Source organism: Paenibacillus sp. sgz302191, from assembly GCF_057749925.1.
This window is the reverse complement of sequence record NZ_JBYLHY010000003.1, coordinates 48,636-69,485: the sequence shown is the minus strand read 5'-3', so window position 1 is coordinate 69,485 and position 20,850 is coordinate 48,636. Positions and strand designations below refer to the sequence as shown.

The window sequence follows — 20,850 nt, the reverse complement described above, 5'->3', positions numbered from 1 at the left end:
TTTTTATATAATTTAGAAAAAACACTATGAACTAAGGTATGGTGATCGGATGCGAATTAGGGTGCCGCGAATGACAGTCGGACGCAAGCTTTTTTCCGGATTTATCATTGTATTGCTGCTGTCGGGGGCGGTCAGCTGGAACAGTATCGCGAACATGAAACAGATGCAGGCGAAAAGCGACGAAATCAGCAATGAATGGCTTCCGGGAGTCGAGGCCGTCAATAACATCAGTTATTTGACCGAACGGGTGCATGCGATGGAGGCGCTGATGTTTGTCATGACGGACCCGAACCAGCGCCAGATGACGGAGACTCAAGCGTTGGCGGCGATTAATATGGTCGATGACAAGCTGAAGGAAATCGCCCCGACGCTGACGGTCGAACAGGAGCAGCGCACCTTTGAAGCATTTACAAATAAATGGAACTCCTACAAAGCGAACCATCAGAAATTCGTCGAGCTCAGCAAAGAAGCGAACCTGACGAACGGCTCCGGCAAAAAAACGCAAGAGGTGCAGGCTCTGCTCGGCGAAGCGGAGAAATCGTTCAGCGGGTTGAACAATTATTTGGACGCTTTGGTTCGTATCAAGCATGACGGAGCGCTTGCGGCCTCCAAGGAAAGTCTGGATATTTTTCAGGCCGGCCAAGAAAGCACGCTGTACGTCCTCCTTGCGGCCGCTTTATCCGGGTTCGCGCTCGCTTTTTTCATAACGCGCAACATTTCCAGGCCGGTCCGGCTTGTCTCGGCAGCGCTGGAGGCCGTTTCGCAGGGCAGATTGACCGAGGCGGACGTGAAGGTGGCGAATAAAGACGAGATCGGCGAGCTGGTCGCTTCTTTGAACCGGATGAAGGCGAGTCTCAGAGATATTTTGCGCCGCATTCAGCAGGCTTCTTCGCTGGTTGCCGATTCGTCCAAGCAGATGCTCGACAGCTCCGGACATACGTCGGAAGCGACGCATCAAGTGGCGGAAGTGATGCGCAAAGTCGCGGCAGGTTCGGAGAAGCAAGTGCAAAACTTCGAGGAAGCGAACACGGCGATGAATGAAATGACTGTCGGCGTGCAGCGCATTGCGGAAACGTCGTCGGAAGTTTCGGAAATATCGATGGAAGCTTTCCGCGAGGCGAAGCAGGGTGAACAGGACTTGCAGTCGCTCGTCGGCTGCATGGAGGATATGAGCGGCATCGTCAGGAAAGCCGATCAGGTCATCCGGGAACTGGAGGTCCATTCGCAAAAAATCGAGGGCATGGTAGGCATGCTCGGCGGCATCGCGAAGCAGACGAATTTGCTCGCTTTGAACGCCTCGATTGAAGCGGCGCGGGCGGGCGAAGCGGGGAAAGGCTTTTCCGTCGTCGCCTCAGAAGTGAGAAAGCTTTCCGAGCAGTCCGGGCAATTTTCCGCCCAAATTACGGAGCTGATTCGGGAAATTTTCGGCCAAACGCAGATGGCCGTAAGCACGATGCAGCAATGTTTGCAGGAAGTCGATGCCGGCCTTGCCGTTGTACATACCGCAGGAGAATCGTTTCAGCGCATATTCCGGGCGTCGGAGAAAGTCACGCTGCGCATTCAGGAAGTCGCGGCCGCCGCCGAGCAAATGGCGGCAAGCTCCGAAGAGGTCGCGGCATCTATGGCGGAGACAAGCTCGCTGGCCAAAACGTCTTCCGCATACGCCCAGCATATTGCAGATACGACAGGACAGCAGTTGGAGTCGATTGACGGAATCGCCGAGTCGGCCGGCCAGCTAACGTCTGTGGCGGAAGAGCTGCACGGCGCGGCGGGCAAATTCCAAATATAAAAATAATCGGGATAGGGGAAAAGGTCTGAGAAGTCGGGTCTTTTTTTCATCCCGCGAACAAGGGTTAGCGCTTAACTGAAGTTTGCGAAAAAAAGTATTGAAAGCGTTTGATAGAACAGGTATACTTGGAAGCATAAGCCGTCAATCCGTAAACAGAACGTGTGAATGCGCATGTTTTTTCCTGAGATTCGAACGGTTTTTAAAGGCTTTCTATTTTTTTTCACGAGTTAAGCGCTTACCTTATTCTACAAAAATACATTCATTCGGAGGTAGATGATGTCGCTGATACGTTTAACGATGGCGCAGGCGCTGCTGAGGTTTCTGGATAACCAGTATGTGTCCGTTGACGGCCGGGAAAGCAAGTTTGTAAAAGGCGTCATGGGAATTTTCGGGCACGGCAACGTAACCGGCATAGGAGAAGCTCTGGAAAATGACAGCGGCGAGCTGCTGTTCATCCAGGGGAAGAACGAGCAGGGGATGGTCCATGCCGCAGCCGCTTTTGCCAAGCAGCATAATCGTACGCAAATTTTTGCATGCACGAGCTCCATTGGGCCCGGCGCGCTCAATATGGTGACCGCCGCCGCTACGGCAACCGTCAACCGGATTCCGGTGCTGCTGCTGCCCGGCGACAATTTTGCCTGCAGGCAGCCGGACCCGGTGCTTCAGCAGCTTGAAGTGACGAGCGACTACACGGTGTCAGCGACCGATCCGTTCCGCCCGGTCAGCGCGTATTGGGACCGCATCGAGCGGCCCGAGCAGCTGATGAGCGCGGCGATGAACGCGATGCGGGTGCTGACCGATCCGGCCGAGACGGGCGCGGTTACGCTGGCGCTGCCGCAGGATGTGCAGGCCGAGGCCTACGATTACCCGGCGTCTTTCTTTGCCAAACGGGTGCATGTCATCGAGCGCCGTCCCCCCGCAGCGGAAGCGATCGCGCGGGCGGTGGAGCTGATCAGGAGCAAGAAGAAGCCGCTGATCGTCGTTGGGGGCGGGGTGCATTACTCCGGCGCCTATAAGGAACTGCTGGAGTTTGCGGAAAGCTTCGGCATTCCGCTGGCGGAGACGCAAGCGGGGAAAAGCGCGGTGAACTGGCAGCATCCGCTGCAGCTCGGCGCCATCGGCGTGACAGGCACGCTGGCGGCGAATCTGACCGCCAAAGAAGCCGATCTGATCATCGGCGTCGGCACACGCTACTCCGATTTTACGACCTCTTCGAAATCGGCTTTCGGGCATGAGGAAGTCGCTTTCTTAAATATTAACGTCCGCGCCTTCGATGCTTTCAAAATGAACGGGCTGCGCGTCACCGCCGACGCGAAGGAAGCGCTCCGGGCTTTGCGCCAGGCGCTTTTGGAACAAGGTGGTTACAGCGCCGCTTATGACCGGGATGCCCTGAGCCGCCTCAAGCAGACGTGGGACGACGAAACCGACCGGCTGTACGGATTGAGCAGCCCGGAAGGGCTCGTTCAGACGGCTGTCGTCGGCGAGATCAACCGGTATCTAGGCCCGCGCGACGTCATCGTCTGTGCGGCCGGCAGCCTGCCGGGGGATCTGCACCGGCTGTGGAGATGCGAGGAGCCGAAGACGTACCATATGGAGTACGGCTTCTCCTGCATGGGGTACGAAGTCAGCGGAGCTTTCGGGGCGGCGCTGGCCGAACCGGACCGCGAAGTGTACGCGATCGTCGGTGACGGCAGCTATTTGATGCTGCATTCGGAGCTGCTGACCAGCTTGCAGGAAGGCCGCAAAATTACGGTGCTGCTGCTCGACAATCACGGCTTCCAGTGCATTCACAATTTGCAGCGGGGCCACGGCAGCGACAGCTTCGGCAACGAGTTCCGCTACCGTTCTGCGGAAACCGGGCGGTTGACCGGCGCGTACATGCCGGTTGATTTTGCGGCGCATGCCCGCAGCTTTGGGGCTGCGTCGTACTCCGCGACGACGATGGAGGAGCTGCGCGAAGCGCTCGCCAAGGCAAAGGCGGAGAAGATTTCCACCTTGATCGACATCAAGGTGCTTCCGGGAACGGGCACATCCGGCTACGAGTCATGGTGGCGCGTCGGCGTTCCGGAAGTGTCCGGCAGCGAGAAAGTGCTGGAAGCGTACCGGGATATGAATGCGCAAGTGAATGCGCTCAAAAACATATAAAAGGAGCGGTTGCGATGACGAAAGCATTGCCTTTTCAAATCGGCATTCATCCCATCAATTGGGTGGGCGAGGATGTGCAGGAGCACGGAGCGGATACGAGCTTCGAGCAAATTATGGCCGACATCCGGGCGCTCGGGCTGAAAGGTACGGAAATGGGAAGGAAATATCCCAAAGATATTCCGACATTGAAGCGCGAGCTGGCTGCCAGAGACATTCAGCTTGTCTCGCAGTGGAAATCCGTTTTTTTCACCGAGCCTTCGCGGCTTGAGCAGGAGTTGGACGCTTACCGCGAGCATGTCCTCTTTTTGAAGGAAATGGGCGCAAAAGTCATCAGCACCTGCGAAATCGGCGGCTCACTGCACTGGGACCCGCGCCGTTCGGCGCACGAAACGAAGGTCGCCAGATTGAACGACAACGAATGGGAGCATCTGGCTAACGGGCTTAACAAGGCGGGAGCCATCGCCCGGGAGCACGGGCTGAAGCTGACCTATCACCATCACGGAGGCACGGCCGTGGAGCAGCCGGAAGAGATCGACCGCCTGATGCAGCTGACGGACCCGGGACTCGTCTATTTGCTGTACGATACGGGCCATGCCTACTACGGCGGTTACGATCCTCTGAGCCTGCTCCGCAAACATTATGACCGGATCGCTTACGTCCATCTGAAGGATGTCCGTCAGCAAGTGCTCGATGAAGCGAGAAGCGAGGGCTGCGATTTTGTCACCTGCATTCGCAAAGGCGTGTTTACCGTTCCGGGCGACGGCTGCATCGATTTTGCCTCGATTATCGGCGAGCTTGCGCAGAGAGGCTACAGCGGCTGGGCGCTGCTCGAAGGCGAGCAGGACCCTGCGGTTCATCCGGCATACGAATACGCTCAAAAAGCGTTGACCTATATCCATTCGATAGCTTCGGCTAGGAAAGAAGAGGTGTAAGAATGAGTTATTTGCAGCTTCCGCAAGGAAAAGAGCTGGATTTCGTCGCTATCGGGAGATTGTGCATCGATTTGAACGCCAATGAAATCAACCGTCCGATGGAAGATACGATGACATTTACGAAATATGTCGGCGGTTCGCCGGCCAACATTACGATCGGCATGTCGCGCCTGGGGATGAAGACCGGATTTATTGGCAAAGTGGCCGACGATCAGATGGGCCGCTTCATCGTCCGGTATTTGGAGAAGAACGGCATCGAGACCGGGAACGTCGTTACGGATCGCACCGGCGCGGTGACCGGGCTCGCTTTTACGGAAATTAAAAGCCCGACCGATTGCAGCATTTTGATGTACCGCGAACGGGTTGCCGACCTGCTGCTGGAAACGGGCGAAGTGCAGGAAGAGATGATCGCCAGGACGAAAGTGCTGCTCATCTCCGGCACGGCGCTGGCGCAAAGCCCGTCCAGAGAAGCGGTGTTCCTGGCGCTGGATTACGCCAAAAAGCACGGAGCCACGATCGTATTCGACCTGGATTACCGCCCGTATACGTGGACTTCCCCCGAAGAAACGGCGGTTTATTATAACCTGGCTGCGGAGAAATGCGACGTTATTATCGGCACTCGGGAAGAGTTCGATATGATGGAGCAGTTCGAGAAGCGGCAGCAGCCCGACGACCGCACGACGGCGTCCAAATGGTTTTCGTACAGCGCGAAAATCGTCGTCATCAAACACGGCAAACAGGGCTCGATCGCCTATACGCAGGATGGCCGAAGCCATACCGCCGCGAGCTTCCCGGCCAAAGTGATCAAAACGTTCGGCGCCGGCGATTCTTATGCGGCAGGATTTTTGTACGGCCTGATGAACGGCTGGGCGGTCGACAAAAGCATGGAGTTCGGGAGCGGGGCCGCGGCGATCGTCGTGTCCAGCCACAGCTGTTCCGACGCGATGCCTACGGCGGAGCAGGTTGCGGATTATATGGAGAAATGCAACAAAGGCGAAATCGTAATTTCATAAACATTTTCGAGCGAAATAAGGAGGATTTATCGATATGACGACATCGGCAACGACACAGCGTTTGAAAAACTTTATTGGCGGCCAGTGGGTGGAGGCTTCTGCCGGAACCTCGGAGCCGGTCTACAATCCGGCAACGGAAGAAATTATCGCCCATGTGCCGATTTCGAGCAAAGAGGACGTAGACAAGGCGGTGGCCGCCGCTTCGGAAGCGTTCGCCTCCTGGAGCAAAACGCCGGTTCCGCGGAGAGCGCGGCTTTTGTTCAAATACCAGCAGCTGCTGGTCGATCATTGGGAAGAGCTGGCCGAACTGATCACGAAGGAGAACGGCAAAAGCTATCATGAAGCGCACGGCGAAGTGCTGCGCGGCATCGAGTGCGTCGAATTCGCGGCAGGCGCCCCTACGCTGATGATGGGCAAGCAGCTTCCCGACATCGCCACGAATGTGGAATCGGGCATGTATCGTTATCCGATCGGCGTCGTCGGCGGCATTACGCCTTTCAACTTCCCGATGATGGTACCTTGCTGGATGTTCCCATTGGCTATCGCCTGCGGCAATACGTTCGTCCTGAAGCCATCGGAGCGCACGCCGCTGCTCGCGAACCGGCTCGCCGAGCTGTTCGCCGAAGCCGGCTTGCCGGCCGGTGTCCTGAATCTCGTGCACGGCGCTCACGATGTCGTGAACGGGCTGCTGGAGCATCCCCGGATCAAAGGGATCTCTTTCGTCGGCTCTCAGCCGGTCGCCGAGTACGTATACAAAACAGGCACCGCTCACGGCAAGCGCGTACAGGCTTTGGCCGGCGCCAAGAACCATTCCATCGTCATGCCCGATGCCGACCTTGACGGCACGGTCACGCAAATTATTAACGCCGCTTTCGGTTCGGCGGGTGAGCGCTGCATGGCCTGCTCAGTCGTCGTCGCCGTCGGCGATATTGCCGACGAGCTTGTAGCGAAACTGATTCAAGCCGGTGACCAGATCCAGATCGGCAACGGCATGGACGATGGGGTGTTCCTCGGTCCGGTCATCCGCGAGCCGCAAAAAGCGAGAACGCTGAAATACATTGAAATCGGCGAGCAGGAAGGCGCCATTCTCGTCAGAGACGGCCGCCGGGATTCGGCGGTGTCGGATAAAGGCTATTTCGTCGGGCCTACGATTTTCGATCATGTGCAGGGCGGCATGAAAATTTGGCAGGACGAAATTTTTGCCCCCGTGCTTTCGATTGTCCGCGTGGCGACACTGGAAGAGGCGATCGAGCTTTCCAACCGCTCCGATTTCGCCAACGGCGCCTGCCTGTTCACGCAGGACGGCAGCAACGTCCGCCAGTTCCGCGAGACGATCGACGCCGGCATGCTCGGCATCAATCTCGGCGTGCCTGCTCCGATGGCGTTCTTCCCGTTCTCCGGCTGGAAAAACTCGTTCTACGGCGATCTGCATGCCAACGGCACGGATGGCGTCGAGTTTTATACCCGCAAAAAAATGGTCACAGCACGCTGGTAAAAACAGTTGCATGAAGCGGGCCCGAGTAGCCGGGCCCAGGCTTCGACATCAACGCAAGGAGGAAACGCCGTGCCGCTAGTATCGATGACACACATGCTGCAAACCGCAGTTCAACATAAATATGCAGTAGGCCAGTTTAATTTGAACAACCTCGAATTTACGCAGGCGATTTTGCAGGCTGCCGAGGCGGAGCAAGCGCCCGTCATTCTCGGGCTGAGCGAAGCCTACATCCCTTACATGGGAGGACTGCAGACGGTAGCCTCTATCGTCAAAGGGCTGATCGGGCACTACGGCATCACCGTCCCGGTGGCGCTGCATCTGGATCACGGCTCAAGCTACGAGGTGTGCATGAAAGCGATCGAGGCCGGCTTCACGTCGGTCATGATCGACGCTTCCCATCATCCGCTGGAGGCCAACATCGAGGTGACGGGAAGAGTCACCCATGCGGCCCATGCGCGGGGCGTTTCCGTAGAAGCCGAGCTCGGCCGCATCGTCGGCCGGGAGGACGACATCAACGTCGACGAGGCGGAAGCGATGTACGCGATTCCCGAGGAATGCGTGCGCATGGCCCGCGAAACGGGCATCGACGCGATGGCTCCGGCGCTCGGCTCCGTGCACGGGCCTTACCGCGGGGAGCCGCGCATCGGCTTTGAGCGGATGGAGCAGATCCAGCGGCTCACGGGACTGCCTTTAGTGCTGCACGGAGGCAGCGGTCTCCCGGATGACATTATCCAAAAAGCGATTTCGCTGGGGACGGCCAAAATCAATGTGAATACGGATAACCAATCGGTGTTTACGGCCGTCGTCAGGGAGCGGCTGCAAGCAAACGACAAGGAATACGACCCGAGAAAATATTTGGGTCCGGCCCGCGATGCCGTCCAGCAAGGGGTACAGAGCAAAATCCGTCAGTTCGGTTCGTCAGGCAAAGCGAGAGGGTGGAGAGACTAGATGAAGAAATTACAAATCGGCATTATCGGCGCAGGCCGGATCGGCAAAATTCACGCGGACAATTTGCTTCGTTTGCCGGACGTGGCGGTCGCCGTCGTGGCGGACTTGTTCGCCGACGAGGCGCTGCAGGAATGGGCGGCAGCCCGCGGCATCGCGCAGGTGACGAAAAATAGCGATGATGTCATCGGCAATCCGGACATCGATGCGATATTTATATGCTCGCTCACGGATTCGCACGTTCCGCTTATTCAAGCGGCGGCGAAAGCCGGAAAACATATTTTTTGCGAAAAGCCGATCAGCATGGATATTCGGCAGACGAAGCAGGCCTTGGACGCGGTCACGGCGGCAGGGGTCAAGCTGCAGGTCGGCTTTAACCGCCGGTTCGACCACAATTTCAAGCGCGTGCGCGAGTGGGTGGCCGAAGGCAAGCTGGGCGATCCGCACATCGTAAAGATTACTTCCAGAGACCCGAATCCGCCGCAGGAGAACTATATCGAAAAGTCCGGCGGACTGTTCATGGATATGGCGATTCACGATTTTGACATGGCCCGTTTCCTATCCGGTAGCGACGTGGAGGAAGTGTACGCCCGCGGCGCGGTACTCGTCGATCCGGTGTTTGCCAAATACGGCGATGTGGACACGGCGATTACGACGCTCACGTTCAAGAACGGCGCGATCGGGGTTATCGACAACAGCCGCCAGGCCGTCTACGGCTACGATCAGCGGATTGAAGTTTTCGGCTCCAAAGGCAGCGTATCCGCGGACAACGATTTCCCGAACACGGCGGAACTGAGCACGTCGGAAGGCATTTACCGCGACAAGCCCTTGCACTTTTTCCTGGAGCGTTACAACGAAGCATACATCGATGAGACGCGCATGTTTATCGACAGTCTGCGCAGCGGAAGCGACGTCCCTGTCGACGGCAATGACGGCTTCCAGGCGGAATTGATCGCCCTTGCCGCCAAGCTGTCCGTCCGGCTCGGCAAGCCGGTGCGGATTGACGAAGCGATGCGGCTGGCGGAAGAGGTGGGCATATGAGCGATTTGATCGTGCCGGCGCGCAAGCAGCCGCTTGCGGACGGCAATGTGCTGAGCATCACGCCCGAGTCGGCGGGATGGACGTACGTGGGATTTTCCGTGTATGAGCTTGAAGCGGGCCAAACGCTTCGCAAGCAGACGGGGAGCAAGGAAGTCTGCATCGTCCTGTTGACGGGGCAAACTCACGTGAAGACGAATAAGGCGAGCTTCGAGCGTTTGGGTAAACGGATGAGCGTATTTGAGAAAATACCGCCTTATTCCGTCTACGTGCCATCGGACGACAGCTATGAAGTCGAGGCGCTGACTGCGCTGACAATTGCCGTATGCGAAGCGCCCGGGCAAGGAACCTACGAGGCGCGGCTGATCGCGCCGGAGCAGGTGGGCGTCGAGACCCGCGGTTACGGCAATCTGGAGCGGCAAATTCATAACATTTTGCCGGAGCAGGAGCCGGCCGACAGCTTGCTGGTCGTGGAGGTGTTCACGCCGAGCGGCCATTGGTCGAGCTATCCGCCGCACAAGCACGACAGGGACAGTCTGCCCGAGGAATCCTTTTTGGAGGAAACGTACTACTACAGGGTCGAGCCGGAACAAGGATTTGCGGTGCAGCGGGTTTACACCGACGATGAGTCGCTGAACGAAACGCTCATTGTCAAAAACGGCGAGGCCGTTCTCGTGCCGAAGGGGTACCATCCGGTGTCGGCTCCTCCCGGTTATGAGGTATATTATTTGAACGTGATGGCGGGGCCGACGCGCACCTGGAAGTTCGCCAACGATCCGGCTCATGCCTGGATCATGCAGCCGCCTTCGCAGCGTTAGCCGTTCTTTCCAGTTGCAACTCATCCGGTTCATCCTCATAATGAAGGTATTGAACTTATCCAATCAACTGCAAATGAGGAACAGGGCATGAAAGCAACGATTTACGATGTCGCCAAGGAAGCGGGCGTTTCGATCGCGACCGTCTCGAAAGTGCTGAACGGCAAAGGGAAGATCAGCGCGGAGACGCGCGAATCGATCTTTGCCATTATGGAGCGCCTCGATTACCAGCCGAGCGTCATCGCATCCGCATTAACAGGCAAAAAAACGTATACGCTCGGCCTGCTCGTTCCGGACATCTCCAACCCGTTCTTCTCGGAAATCGCCAGAGCGATCGAAGATCAGGGGGAGCATCTCGGGTACAGCGTGATGATGTGCAGCACGGACAATAAAGACGAGAAAGTCGAAAGATATATTTCCCTGCTGCAGCAAAAACGGGTGGACGGCATCATTATTGCAACAGGCATCGACAATAAGGAGATTTTGGAACAACTGCTGTCCAAAAGCATCCCCGTCGTGCTGCTGGCCCGGGATATGCCGCTGGTCGCGGTGAACACGGTCGTGGTCGACGATTACGTAGGGGGCTGTCTGGCGGCAAGCCATCTGCTTGAGCTGGGACACCGCAACATCGGCATTATCGGCGAGCGGGAAAAAGTGCGGAGCAGCCGGGAGCGGGTCAGGGGCTTCCGGCAGACGATGGAGGACTACGGCGCCGTCTTCCGGCAGGAGAACTTGAAGCATTGCGACTACAAGGTGGAAGACGGCAAGACCAAAGCTTTGGAACTGCTCGGTTCGGCAGATCCGCCGACGGCGATATTCGCCTGCAACGATATGCTCGCTGTCGGAGCGCTGCAGGCGGCTAAAGAGGCGGGAATCAAAGTTCCCGCCGAGCTCTCCATCGTCAGCTTCGACAATACGATACTTGCAGCAGTGACGGACCCTCCGCTCACGACAATCGCTCAGCCTATGGAGCACATGGGCAAGCTGGTCGTGAATATGATCGTTGAGGAGCTTCAGGGGAACATGGAAGTGAAGCAGCGGACCGTGCTGCGGCCGGAGCTCACGATTCGGGAGTCGACGGCTGCGATCGGTTCCAGATAGTATGGATCCATACTTTTAAATGGCCCGTTTCCGTTCTTGAACAAGAGCGTTAGCGGGTTTCTCATCTTGTCAACTCGAGTGAAGGCAGGGCTGCTATGAAGAAAACATGGTACAACCGGTTATTGCTGTCTTATTTTCCTGCTCTCGTCATCACGACGACGATGATTATTTTTATTGCCGTTTCGGTCATTAACGAAATATCGGTGAAGGAAACCGAGAAAGCCAATCAAATCTTTTCCAATTATGTCATTAATTCAATGGAAACTTCGCTTCGCGGAATCGAACAGACGGTGCTGGACGGCATCGGCAACAACGATAAATTGAAAGCGTTTTTTGAACCAGACAACAATTCGGATCAAAGACTTGTCAATTACGACACATCCAGAGAGCTCGGCAAAATGATCAACGACAATTCCTTGATTTATTCGATTTATTTATACAGGGCCAAAGATCAAACGATTATTTCCAAAAACCTGATTGAAAAACTCGACAATTTTGCGGACAAGGATTACGCGCTGCAAGCTTACCGCCAGCCGGTTTCCATGCAGTGGTCGGCTGTGCGGGATTACAAGGAATACGGGTCGGACTCAAGCCAAAAAGTGATCACGCTCAGCAAAAAAGCGCTGCTTCCTTTCGGCGATCAAGGTGTCGTAGTCGTTAGCGTGCGGGTCGATGTGCTGCTGCGGATTGTCGATCAAATGATCAACAGCGACATTACGTTTATGGACATTTGGAGCGGGAACCACGAGCGCGTGTACCCGAACTATTCGTATGCCGCGGCTAATGATGCGAAAGAGAGCGCCGCTTTGCAAGGAACGATGATGTCGCAAATTCATTCCGACTATATCGGGTGGGACTTTGTAAGTGGTCTGAAAGTCGGCCAAATTTACGGCTGGGTCTCTTTTATTTCCCGAATGTGGCTCGGCATCGGGATTGCGACAATTTTGATCAGCATTGTTTACATCATTTATATGACCCGCCGCAATTATAAGCCGATCGAGGCGATCATGCAGCAGCTTAACGCTTTCCAGAACCGCCATGAATCGAAAGGCAGCGGCAAGGACGAATTCGCTTTTATCGGCAAAGTGCTGGATACCTTGATCGACCGGACTCAAGTGTACGAAAAGCAGTATCAGGAAGATCTTCTCGTCCGCAGGAAGCAGTTTTTCCTGGAACTGATCGAGGGACACCGCAGAATTCAGCTGCAGGATTGGCAGACGCACATGGACCGGCTTCATTTGCCGAGCGAGTTCCGCCATCTCGCTTTTGCCGTCATAGAGATCGACCAATACGCGGAATTTCAGCGCAAATACAGCCCGGGAGATCAGGGCCTGCTCAAGTTCGGCATCATGAACGTCCTCAACGAATTTGCCGCGACAGAAGGGCACAGCATTTGGGCGGAATGGATTTCGGGCCAGCGGGTTGCGGTTTTGTTTATTTCCGGCCAGGCGGAGCCCGATATCGACGAAAGCTGGCATACGCTGCTGGACAAATTCCGCACCTGGATCATGGTGAACCTGAAGCAGTCCGTTACGGTCGGGCTCGGCGGCGTAACCGGCGATGTCGGCTCGATCCACAGCTTGTTCAAAGCGTCGATTACGGCGCTGCAGTACAAAATGTCCGAAGGCGCCAACCGCGTGCTCCGTTACAGCGATTTGATCGGCACGGCATCGAACGATACGCACAAATACGTGCAGATGGGCAACCGGCTTGTCCCCGATTTTCGCCTTATGCATGCGTCGTGGGAGACGCAGCTTGAGCAATTTTTCGACGAGCTGGAGGAAGAGACGCTTCAGGACGTTGAAATCCGTTACGTGCTGCACTATTTAATCCGCCTTTTTAACAGCGAAATGGAAGAGCTGCCGCTCGAGGCTTCGCGGGCGTGGTCGGAGAGAATATCGCCGTCTTTGCTTCAGCTGACGGAGTCTTCAGAAACGTTGGAGCAGATTCGGCCGCAGATGGTTGCCCTGCTCAAAGAGCTATACGGGCAGTATGCGGCGATCCGCGAATCGAATACGCATTACGGCATGATCAGCGCGATTCGCACCTATATCGAGGACAACTATGCGAACCCGGATCTTTCGTTGAATCACATCAGCGACATGTTCGGCGTGAACGGGAAATATGCCAGCCAGCTGTTCAAGGAAGAGTTCGGGATGAAATTCGTCGATTTCCTCGTGAACCTGCGGATGGAGCATGCCAAGACGCTGCTTTTGCAAACCGATGAATCGATCAATGATATCGCCGTCAAAGTCGGCTACCTGCATGCGATCTCTTTTGGCAGAACGTTTAAAAAAGTCGTCGGCGTAACGCCCGGAGACTACCGCAAATACATGAATACGTGATAAACAGCGAAAAAGTATGTTGACGGAAAACGGTTTATCGGGCGTTTCTGAATATTGTTCACCCGGCTGAATGATGTTGATTGACCCTTTGCCCATGGTGCCGTTATAACTGAGATACATTCACCGCAAGCCCGGCGGCTCCGGCCGTTCGGGTACAGGCGAATGAAGAGCGAAAGAACTGAGGAGGATTGGCTATGGTAAAAAAGAAAGCGCTTAAAGGGACCGTATTCACCGTCCTGAGCACCATTCTGACGGTCAGTGTTCTGAGCGGATGCACTAGCGGCAAGGAGGGTCAAACGACTGCCAAAGAGACAGCAAAAGAGACGGCAGGCGCATCAACCGCTGCAAAGAAACCGGTGACGATTAAAGTCGAGGTGTTCGACCGCGGCAATTCCCCGGCAGGCATGTCTGTCACAAACAACTATATTACGAAGTACGTGGAAGACAATTTTACCAAGAAAACGAACATTAAGGTTGAATACGTGCCTGTGCCAAGATCGCAGGAAGTGGAGAAGCTGAACGTGCTGATGGCAAGCGGCGACGCGCCTGATATCGTGTTCACTTACGATTCGAACGTCGTGTACAAGTATGTGCAGCAGGGCGGGCTTACCGAGCTCGGCAGTTTGATCGACCAATACGGTTCGAACCTGAAAAGCTATCTCGGCAAAGATACGCTGGCGTACGGAACGTTTGACGGCAAGCAATATGCGATCCCGGCCAAGCGCGTTTATCTGGGCAAATATTCCTCCGAAATTCGCCAGGATTGGCTCGACAAGCTCGGACTCCCGGCTCCGAAAACGACGGACGAGGTGTACCAGACGCTGAAAGCGTTCAAGGAGAAAAAGCCTGGAGGCGACCAAACGATTCCGCTCGGATTCTCGTTGGCGGTTTCGTCCTATGAGCCGATCCTCTGGACGTTCATCAAAAACACGACGGACGAAGAGCGCTACACCTTGACGCAAAAGCTCGGTTCGGGAGACTATCCGGTTCTGCTGCCCGGACATAAGGACGGCGTCCGCTTCCTGAACAAGCTGTATAACGAAGGCTTGATGAGCACCGATTTCGCATTGGATAAAGATAAAAAGAAACTGTATCAGGACGTTGCCACCGGAAAAGTCGGCATGTATGGGGAAGATGCGGGCGAATCCTACAAAATCCAGCCGCCTGACACGTACACGGTGCTGCAAAAAACGGTGCCAGGCGCCAAGCTGACTCCGATCGATCCGTATACGAACGCGGACGGCAAGCATGCCAAGCCTTCTTATATCCCTGCGGGTATTAACGTTATTATTCCGAAGTCCAGCGAAAACGCCGCCGAAGCGTTGCAATACCTGGATTGGATGGCGCAAAAAGACGTCATGTACGCGATGAGCTACGGCGTAGAAGGCAAAAACTACACGACTGTTAACGGTTTGCCGGTGCCGCTGGACAACGAGGAAACGAAAAAGAACTTCTACAACTTCGGCGACTACGTCCTCGTAACGAACGGAACCGACTTCGGCAGTGCCGATAAAAACACCGAAGCGCTGGCGCTGGCGTTACCGGAAGACCGTCGCAAAGATGCGGCTCAAGCGTCCAAGAACGGGCTTGCCGACGGAATCGCACCGCTCCGCTTCGACCATCCGATCGAGGCCGAGTCGAAATACGGCAAGGCGCTGGCCGACAAATACGAGCAGCTTCTGGTCAAATCGATTCTGGCGAAGCCGGCCGACTTTGACAAAACGTATGACGACATGCTGAAGGATTACATGACCAACGGCGGAGAAGCGATTCAAAAAGAACGCACGGAAGCCTACAAAAACATGAAGAAGTAACGGATGGATGCGGGCTTCATGCATGAAGACTGAACCGGTTTTCATGCATGAAGCCGCACATTTGCCGATTTGAGCGAAAGAGGGTGCAAAGATTGAAACGGTTCAATGTGTACATGATCAGATATTGGCAGCTGTATGCCATGCTTCTGCTCCCGGTCGCTTTTTTTATCCTTTTCAAATATGGTCCTATGTACGGAGTCTTGATCGCATTTAAAGATTTCAACCTGTTTCAAGGGATTTCGAAAAGTCCGTGGATCGGGCTCGATTCGTTTCGGGCCGTGTTCAAAATGCAAGATTTTTACATCGCGCTTAAAAATACGTTCATGCTCAATTTTCTCGATCTCGTCGTTTCCTTCCCGGCGCCGATTCTGCTTGCCATTATGCTGAACGAGCTCAGAGCGGCCTGGTTTAAAAAGATTTCGCAAACGATACTGTATTTGCCGCATTTCATATCCTGGATCATTATCGGCGGAATCGTCTACCAAGTATTCAGCACGAATACGGGCATTCTCAATTTGATGCTGGGCAATCTGGGCATCGGACCGATTCCGTTTTTATCGGATAAATATTACTGGCTGCTTACTTATTTGGTTACGGGTGTTTGGCAAAGCGCAGGCTGGGGCACGATCATTTATTTGGCGGCGCTGACAGGCATCAGCAAGGATCTGTACGAAGCGGCGGAAGTCGACGGGGCGGGACGCCTCAAACGAATTTGGCACATTACGCTGCCGGGCCTCAAGCCGACCATTGTCGTGCTGCTCATTTTGAAGCTGGGCGAGATGGTGCAGATCGGCTTCGACCGCCCGTTTGTCATCGGCAATGTCCAGGTTCGCGAGTTTTCCGAAGTGCTCAGTACCTTCGTCTATAAGATGGGGATGCAGGCGGGCGAATATTCCGTCGCTACGGCGGTCGGATTTTTCCAGGCCGTTGTCGGCCTAGTCTTCATTCTCGCTTCCAACTATATTTCCAAAAAAACGACCGACCAAGGCATTGTGTAGACGCTTGTCCCGGAAAGGAGTGGAATTATGAACGCCAAAGCGGCCAGCCGTACGTTCGATATGATCAACATCGCATTTTTGATTTTGTTTTTGTTCTTTAGCTTGGCGCCCTTCCTGCATATCATTTCCATCTCGCTGAGCTCTAATGCGCCGATTTTGACCGGCAAAGTCAGCATTTTTCCCGTCGATATCAATTTTGAAGCTTATACCCGGGTGCTGATGGACTCGATGATGCTCAAATCGCTCGGTTATTCGATCTATTTGACGGTTCTGTTTACGGTCATCTGCATGGCGATGACGATTATAGCCGCCTACCCGCTGACCAAAATGGAGCTGAAAGGCCGCAAGTTTTTCATGTATTTGATCGTATTTACGATGTTTTTCAGCGGAGGCATCATTCCGGAGTATATTTTGGTGAAGGAACTGCATTTGCTCAACTCCACCTGGTCGCTCATTTTGCCGCTCATGATCAATCCGTTTTATTTGATTATTTTGATCACTTTCTTCCAGTCGATCCCGAAAAGTCTGGAGGAATCCGCCGAGCTTGACGGAAGCAGCCATTTCGGCACGCTGATCCGCATCATGCTGCCGCTTTCGATGCCGATCATCGCGACGCTCAGCCTGTTCTACGCGGTCAACCGCTGGAACGGTTTTATGGATACGCTGTTTTACATCACGGACCCGGAGCTGTATCCGCTCCAGCTCAAGCTGTACCAGATGATCATGAACAGCCAGATCACGGATCAGCTGCAAATGGAAGGCACGCGGATGGTGCAGGTGCTGCCGGAGAGCTTGAAAGCGGCGAGCATCATGTTCGCTACGGTGCCGATTCTGATCGTGTATCCGTGGCTGCAAAAATATTTTGTGTCGGGCATTATGCTCGGGTCTGTCAAAGGTTAGGAGGATTCATATGCCGGATAAAGGCGAGTATTCATTTTCGACCTGCTGGAACATCAAGAAGCATCCGTCCGGCGGGCGGGAACTGATCGAAGAGATCAAGGAATTGGGCTTCCGCTTCGTGGAGCTGAACTACAACATTAAGGCGGAGCATCTGAAAACGATCGAGCCGATGATCGAAAAAGGCGAAATCGCGATATCGAGCGTGCACAACGTGTTCCCGTATATCGCCGATAAAGACTACGATACGGATTCGGTCATGCTCGGATTTGATGATGAAGCCAAGCGGCGGCGTTCTATCGAACTGCTCATTCAATCGATCGAATACGCCGACAGGTACGGGGCGAAGGCGGTCGTCGTGCATCCGGGCGAGGTGCCTTTTGCCTACAACATCGACGAAGAGCTGAAAAAGCTGTACCGCGAGCAGGGCAAAGATTCCCCGGCTTATCAGAAGCTGTGGCGGGAAATGTTGGACCAGCGGGAGGCAGGCAGTCCGAAGTATACGAGACGGATTCAGGACAGTCTGGAAGAAGTGTGCGAGCATGCCGCGAAAAAAGGGTACGACATCAAGATCGGCATTGAAACGCGCTCGCGCTGCTATCAAATGCCTTCGCTTATGGAAGCGAAGGCGATTTGCGACCATTTGCAGGGCAGCCCTGTAAGGCTGTGGTACGATATTGGCCACGCCATGATGATGGACCGTATGGGTCTCTACGACAATTTGCGCGAGCTGGAGCTGGTGCTGCCTTATATTTACGGCGTGCACATTCATGAAACGCTGGAGCTGTCCGATCACTGGTGTCCTTACGTACACAGCAAGGAAACGTATTTCGATCATTTTCTGGCCGCGATCGAGCAGGCTCCTTTGAAAGTGTACGAACTGAAGGCCGCTTGTCGGCCGGACGAGATTCACGAGAGCCATGCGCAAATCACAAGCCGGATAGCCGGCGGCAGGGGCGCGGGCAAGGGGAAGGTGGCCGACTGATGGATCTCGAGCTGATCCAAACTTATGCGCCGTATATATACTTTGACGACCGGGAGCCCTTCTTCCCGGTTCGCGTCGGGGTGACGGTGCTGGAGCGCGAAGGGGCGTCCCCTTCGTTTCGAAGATCGTTCCCTTTTCGCGACCCGCGTCTGAAGCGGGTTATCGAGTATGCGATATATTGGGACTACGATATCCAGCATTTGTATGAGCTTGAGCATGTATGGGTCTATGTCGGGCATGAGGGGGAAGTGATCGATTGCGAAGCGAGCTTTCACGGCAAATATTTGAAAGGGCTGTTGAAGGATCGCAGCAATCTGGCGGACGAGACGCACGTGCGGCTGTACTCGCAGCCCGGCAAGCATGCGTTCAGCCCGGTCGCCGAGTTTTTCGAGCTCGTGCCTCATTTGTTCACGGCTGCGGATGAAGATGCGGGAGCGGACGGCTTGACGGTCCCTTATTTTTTGGAGGGGCGGGTTACTACGGACGAGGCTACGAACAAGCTGGTCGAAGCTTATTTGCGGTCCTGTGCGTTTAAGCCGTCCTTGACGTATAACGAGTACCGGTTGGACAAGGAGCTTTTCGTTCCCTGGTCGGAGCTGCTGGAGGAAATTCCCGGGCGGATTGCAGCCAGACTTGCCGAGATTCGCGAATCGCATAGCGGAAGCTAATATTTTGAGAGGTGAATAGGATGTATGCGGATTTAGTAAAAATCAACGATAAATGGACTGCAGCCGGTTTGGAAAGGCAGGTCACCGATCCGGACAGCCGATTCTACGGAGGCATTACCGACCCCGTTAGCGGGGTTGCCAGGCCAAGCCACGTAGGAACCGCGGCCGTATTGGCCCAATGGGTTCCCGCGCTTCTGAACCCGGATTCCGCTTACTACCAGGATAGCGGACTTTTGACAGCTATAGATCGTGCAGCCGCGTTTATGCTGAATCGCCAGCACGCGGACGGCACGATCTCTCTTGGTTCTACCAATTTCAATTCCCCGCCGGATACCGCTTTTGTCGTCGGCATCGCGGCTCCGGTGTATCAGCTTTTGCAAAAGCATCGGCAGGAGGGGACGCAGCCTGTCGCCGACAAGCTGAAGCTGTTTTTGGAAAGAACGGTTCCGGCCATGCTGACGGGCGGCTGTCATACCCCGAACCACCGCTGGGTCATAACCGCGGCGCTCGCTTTTTTGCATGAAATATTTGCCCTGCCCGAGCTTGTGGCAAGAGCTGACGAATGGCTGGCCGAAGGCATGGATATTACATTGGACGGAGAGTGGACGGAGCGGAGCAACGGCATTTACAACGCGGTAAGCGACATCGCCCTGTACCATGCGGCAAGACTGCTGAACCGTCCTGAACTGCTTGAGCCCGTGCGGCGGAATTTGCGCATGATGGTGTACCTGGTCCACCCTTCAGGGGAAGTGGTGACCGAATATTCCGGCCGTCAGGATTTCGGACAGCCCTCCGACATGTCGGGATATTTTCTCATATACCGCCTGATGGCGGTGCTCGACCGCGACCCATTGTTCGCGGCGATGTCCGACTATGCGGGAAGCTTTATCGGGGAATCCACAGCTCATCATAACGCGATGCTGGGGTATTTGCTGTTTCCCGACATCCATCTGGACGGTTTGGAAAGAGCGCCGCTGCCTGACCGTTATTTTCAGATTATTAACGGTCGGCATCCGCTCAAAGAGCATCTGGAACAGGTGGACGCAGTCGGCCACCATTCCAAAATTCAGCACAGCAGCATGCACTTCGCCTTCGGAAGCCCGGTCGTGCGCATCCGCGAGCGCGAGGACAGCGTAACGGTCATGGCCGGAACGCCGTCTTTCTTCTCTTTGCGGCACGGCCAGGCCCGGCTGCTCGGCGTGAAGCTGTCCACCTCATTTTCGCCGGGCATCGTCAAATTCGACGAATTCGAGCGTCTCGGCGACGGCGATGCGGCGGCGTTCCGGCTGGCGGCGACGCTAGAGAAGGGCTACAACGGGCCGATTCCTGCAGCGCATCTCCAGGCAGCGAACAGGCCGGAAGGGGTCAGCCCGTGGTATTTGCTCCCGCACCAGCACAGGCCAATGACTCATGTGCAAACGCACAAACTTCAGGCGGAGCTGACGCAGCGGGGCGCCGAGTGGTCGATCCGCGTGAAGTCGGATGAGCGTGAGGACGTGTACACGCAGCTTACTTTCATTTTCGGCGAGGAAGGAACGCTTGAAGGCGACGGTTTGCACGCTTCGGGCGACGGCCGGTTTTTCCTGCAGAGCGGATCTTGTCTGTACAAGTCAGGCCGGAACGCCATACAAATAACCGGAGGCGCCTACGAGCACTGGCTGCCGGGTGTGCGCGAGGATCAGCACCCCGGCGGCTGCAAGTACGTTCATGTGAACCTGCTGACGCCGTTTGACAGAACTTTTACGATTCATTTGCTTTAATGGAACATGTGAAGTGGGGCTAAGTACCGGAACGTGCCGGAGCACGCCGGAACTTGCGGGAACATGCGTATCGGACCATGCGTACCGGAACACGAGGAGAAACGAAACAG

16 protein-coding genes are annotated in these 20,850 nt (G+C 55.2%); all 16 read left to right on the top strand.

Features of this window, described 5'->3' with window-relative positions; all coding sequences use genetic code 11:
- The first annotated feature begins 70 nt into the window (after positions 1-70).
- The 16 genes from AC3G2T_RS05100 to AC3G2T_RS05025 all read left to right on the top strand — a co-directional run bounded on the left by AC3G2T_RS05100 (position 71) and on the right by AC3G2T_RS05025 (position 20,740).
- Entirely contained in the window at positions 71-1,789 is a 1,719-nt protein-coding gene (locus tag AC3G2T_RS05100; RefSeq protein ID WP_488434757.1) for a methyl-accepting chemotaxis protein, read from the top strand.
- A 276-nt stretch (positions 1,790-2,065) separates the two neighbouring features.
- A complete protein-coding gene (gene iolD / locus AC3G2T_RS05095) occupies positions 2,066-3,934 on the top strand; it encodes a 3D-(3,5/4)-trihydroxycyclohexane-1,2-dione acylhydrolase (decyclizing) (RefSeq protein ID WP_488434961.1) in 1,869 nt (622 codons plus the stop codon).
- A gap of 14 nt (positions 3,935-3,948) precedes the next feature.
- Positions 3,949-4,866, top strand: a complete 918-nt coding sequence (iolE, locus tag AC3G2T_RS05090; protein ID WP_488434756.1) for a myo-inosose-2 dehydratase — start codon at positions 3,949-3,951, stop codon at positions 4,864-4,866.
- A 2-nt stretch (positions 4,867-4,868) separates the two neighbouring features.
- Entirely contained in the window at positions 4,869-5,879 is a 1,011-nt protein-coding gene (iolC, locus tag AC3G2T_RS05085) for a 5-dehydro-2-deoxygluconokinase (protein WP_474679329.1), read from the top strand.
- A 34-nt stretch (positions 5,880-5,913) separates the two neighbouring features.
- Positions 5,914-7,374, top strand: coding sequence for a CoA-acylating methylmalonate-semialdehyde dehydrogenase (locus AC3G2T_RS05080; protein ID WP_474679328.1), 1,461 nt, complete (start codon positions 5,914-5,916; stop codon positions 7,372-7,374).
- 69 nt (positions 7,375-7,443) lie between these two features.
- The gene (fba, locus tag AC3G2T_RS05075) at positions 7,444-8,322 is read left to right on the top strand and encodes a class II fructose-1,6-bisphosphate aldolase (RefSeq protein WP_488434755.1); all 879 of its coding nucleotides are present in this window, start codon (positions 7,444-7,446) and stop codon (positions 8,320-8,322) included.
- Positions 8,323-9,360: an inositol 2-dehydrogenase gene (iolG, locus tag AC3G2T_RS05070; protein ID WP_474679326.1), complete on the top strand. Its 1,038-nt coding sequence runs from the start codon at positions 8,323-8,325 to the stop codon at positions 9,358-9,360. It abuts the gene before it with no gap.
- Entirely contained in the window at positions 9,357-10,175 is an 819-nt protein-coding gene (gene iolB, locus AC3G2T_RS05065) for a 5-deoxy-glucuronate isomerase (RefSeq protein WP_488434754.1), read from the top strand. The genes iolG and iolB overlap by 4 nt, the downstream gene beginning before the upstream one ends.
- 87 nt (positions 10,176-10,262) lie before the next feature.
- Positions 10,263-11,273: a LacI family DNA-binding transcriptional regulator gene (locus tag AC3G2T_RS05060; protein WP_488434753.1), complete on the top strand. Its 1,011-nt coding sequence runs from the start codon at positions 10,263-10,265 to the stop codon at positions 11,271-11,273.
- A 95-nt stretch (positions 11,274-11,368) separates the two neighbouring features.
- Positions 11,369-13,618, top strand: coding sequence for a helix-turn-helix transcriptional regulator (locus AC3G2T_RS05055; protein ID WP_488434752.1), 2,250 nt, complete (start codon positions 11,369-11,371; stop codon positions 13,616-13,618).
- 194 nt (positions 13,619-13,812) lie between these two features.
- Complete coding sequence (locus AC3G2T_RS05050) at positions 13,813-15,432, top strand: extracellular solute-binding protein (protein ID WP_488434751.1); 1,620 nt, start codon at positions 13,813-13,815, stop codon at positions 15,430-15,432.
- A gap of 113 nt (positions 15,433-15,545) precedes the next feature.
- The gene (locus AC3G2T_RS05045; RefSeq protein WP_488434960.1) at positions 15,546-16,430 is read left to right on the top strand and encodes an ABC transporter permease; all 885 of its coding nucleotides are present in this window, start codon (positions 15,546-15,548) and stop codon (positions 16,428-16,430) included.
- A 27-nt stretch (positions 16,431-16,457) separates the two neighbouring features.
- Complete coding sequence (locus AC3G2T_RS05040; protein ID WP_474679321.1) at positions 16,458-17,330, top strand: carbohydrate ABC transporter permease; 873 nt, start codon at positions 16,458-16,460, stop codon at positions 17,328-17,330.
- 10 nt (positions 17,331-17,340) lie between these two features.
- Positions 17,341-18,312 (top strand): sugar phosphate isomerase/epimerase family protein, encoded by a 972-nt coding sequence (locus AC3G2T_RS05035; protein ID WP_488434750.1) that lies wholly within the window; start codon positions 17,341-17,343, stop codon positions 18,310-18,312.
- Positions 18,312-18,980: a hypothetical protein gene (locus AC3G2T_RS05030; protein WP_474679319.1), complete on the top strand. Its 669-nt coding sequence runs from the start codon at positions 18,312-18,314 to the stop codon at positions 18,978-18,980. Before AC3G2T_RS05035 ends, AC3G2T_RS05030 begins: the two co-directional genes overlap by 1 nt.
- Positions 18,981-19,000: 20 nt before the next feature.
- Positions 19,001-20,740: a hypothetical protein gene (locus tag AC3G2T_RS05025; protein ID WP_488434749.1), complete on the top strand. Its 1,740-nt coding sequence runs from the start codon at positions 19,001-19,003 to the stop codon at positions 20,738-20,740.
- Positions 20,741-20,850: the final 110 nt, after the last annotated feature.

Coding starts and splice junctions, on each gene's coding strand:
- AC3G2T_RS05100 (WP_488434757.1), top strand. CDS start 71: ATGACAGTCGGACGCAAGCTTTTTTCCGGATTTATCATTGTATTGCTG.
- iolD (WP_488434961.1), top strand. CDS start 2,066: ATGTCGCTGATACGTTTAACGATGGCGCAGGCGCTGCTGAGGTTTCTG.
- iolE (WP_488434756.1), top strand. CDS start 3,949: ATGACGAAAGCATTGCCTTTTCAAATCGGCATTCATCCCATCAATTGG.
- iolC (WP_474679329.1), top strand. CDS start 4,869: ATGAGTTATTTGCAGCTTCCGCAAGGAAAAGAGCTGGATTTCGTCGCT.
- AC3G2T_RS05080 (WP_474679328.1), top strand. CDS start 5,914: ATGACGACATCGGCAACGACACAGCGTTTGAAAAACTTTATTGGCGGC.
- iolG (WP_474679326.1), top strand. CDS start 8,323: ATGAAGAAATTACAAATCGGCATTATCGGCGCAGGCCGGATCGGCAAA.
- iolB (WP_488434754.1), top strand. CDS start 9,357: ATGAGCGATTTGATCGTGCCGGCGCGCAAGCAGCCGCTTGCGGACGGC.
- AC3G2T_RS05060 (WP_488434753.1), top strand. CDS start 10,263: ATGAAAGCAACGATTTACGATGTCGCCAAGGAAGCGGGCGTTTCGATC.
- AC3G2T_RS05055 (WP_488434752.1), top strand. CDS start 11,369: ATGAAGAAAACATGGTACAACCGGTTATTGCTGTCTTATTTTCCTGCT.
- AC3G2T_RS05050 (WP_488434751.1), top strand. CDS start 13,813: ATGGTAAAAAAGAAAGCGCTTAAAGGGACCGTATTCACCGTCCTGAGC.
- AC3G2T_RS05045 (WP_488434960.1), top strand. CDS start 15,546: ATGATCAGATATTGGCAGCTGTATGCCATGCTTCTGCTCCCGGTCGCT.
- AC3G2T_RS05040 (WP_474679321.1), top strand. CDS start 16,458: ATGAACGCCAAAGCGGCCAGCCGTACGTTCGATATGATCAACATCGCA.
- AC3G2T_RS05035 (WP_488434750.1), top strand. CDS start 17,341: ATGCCGGATAAAGGCGAGTATTCATTTTCGACCTGCTGGAACATCAAG.
- AC3G2T_RS05030 (WP_474679319.1), top strand. CDS start 18,312: ATGGATCTCGAGCTGATCCAAACTTATGCGCCGTATATATACTTTGAC.
- AC3G2T_RS05025 (WP_488434749.1), top strand. CDS start 19,001: ATGTATGCGGATTTAGTAAAAATCAACGATAAATGGACTGCAGCCGGT.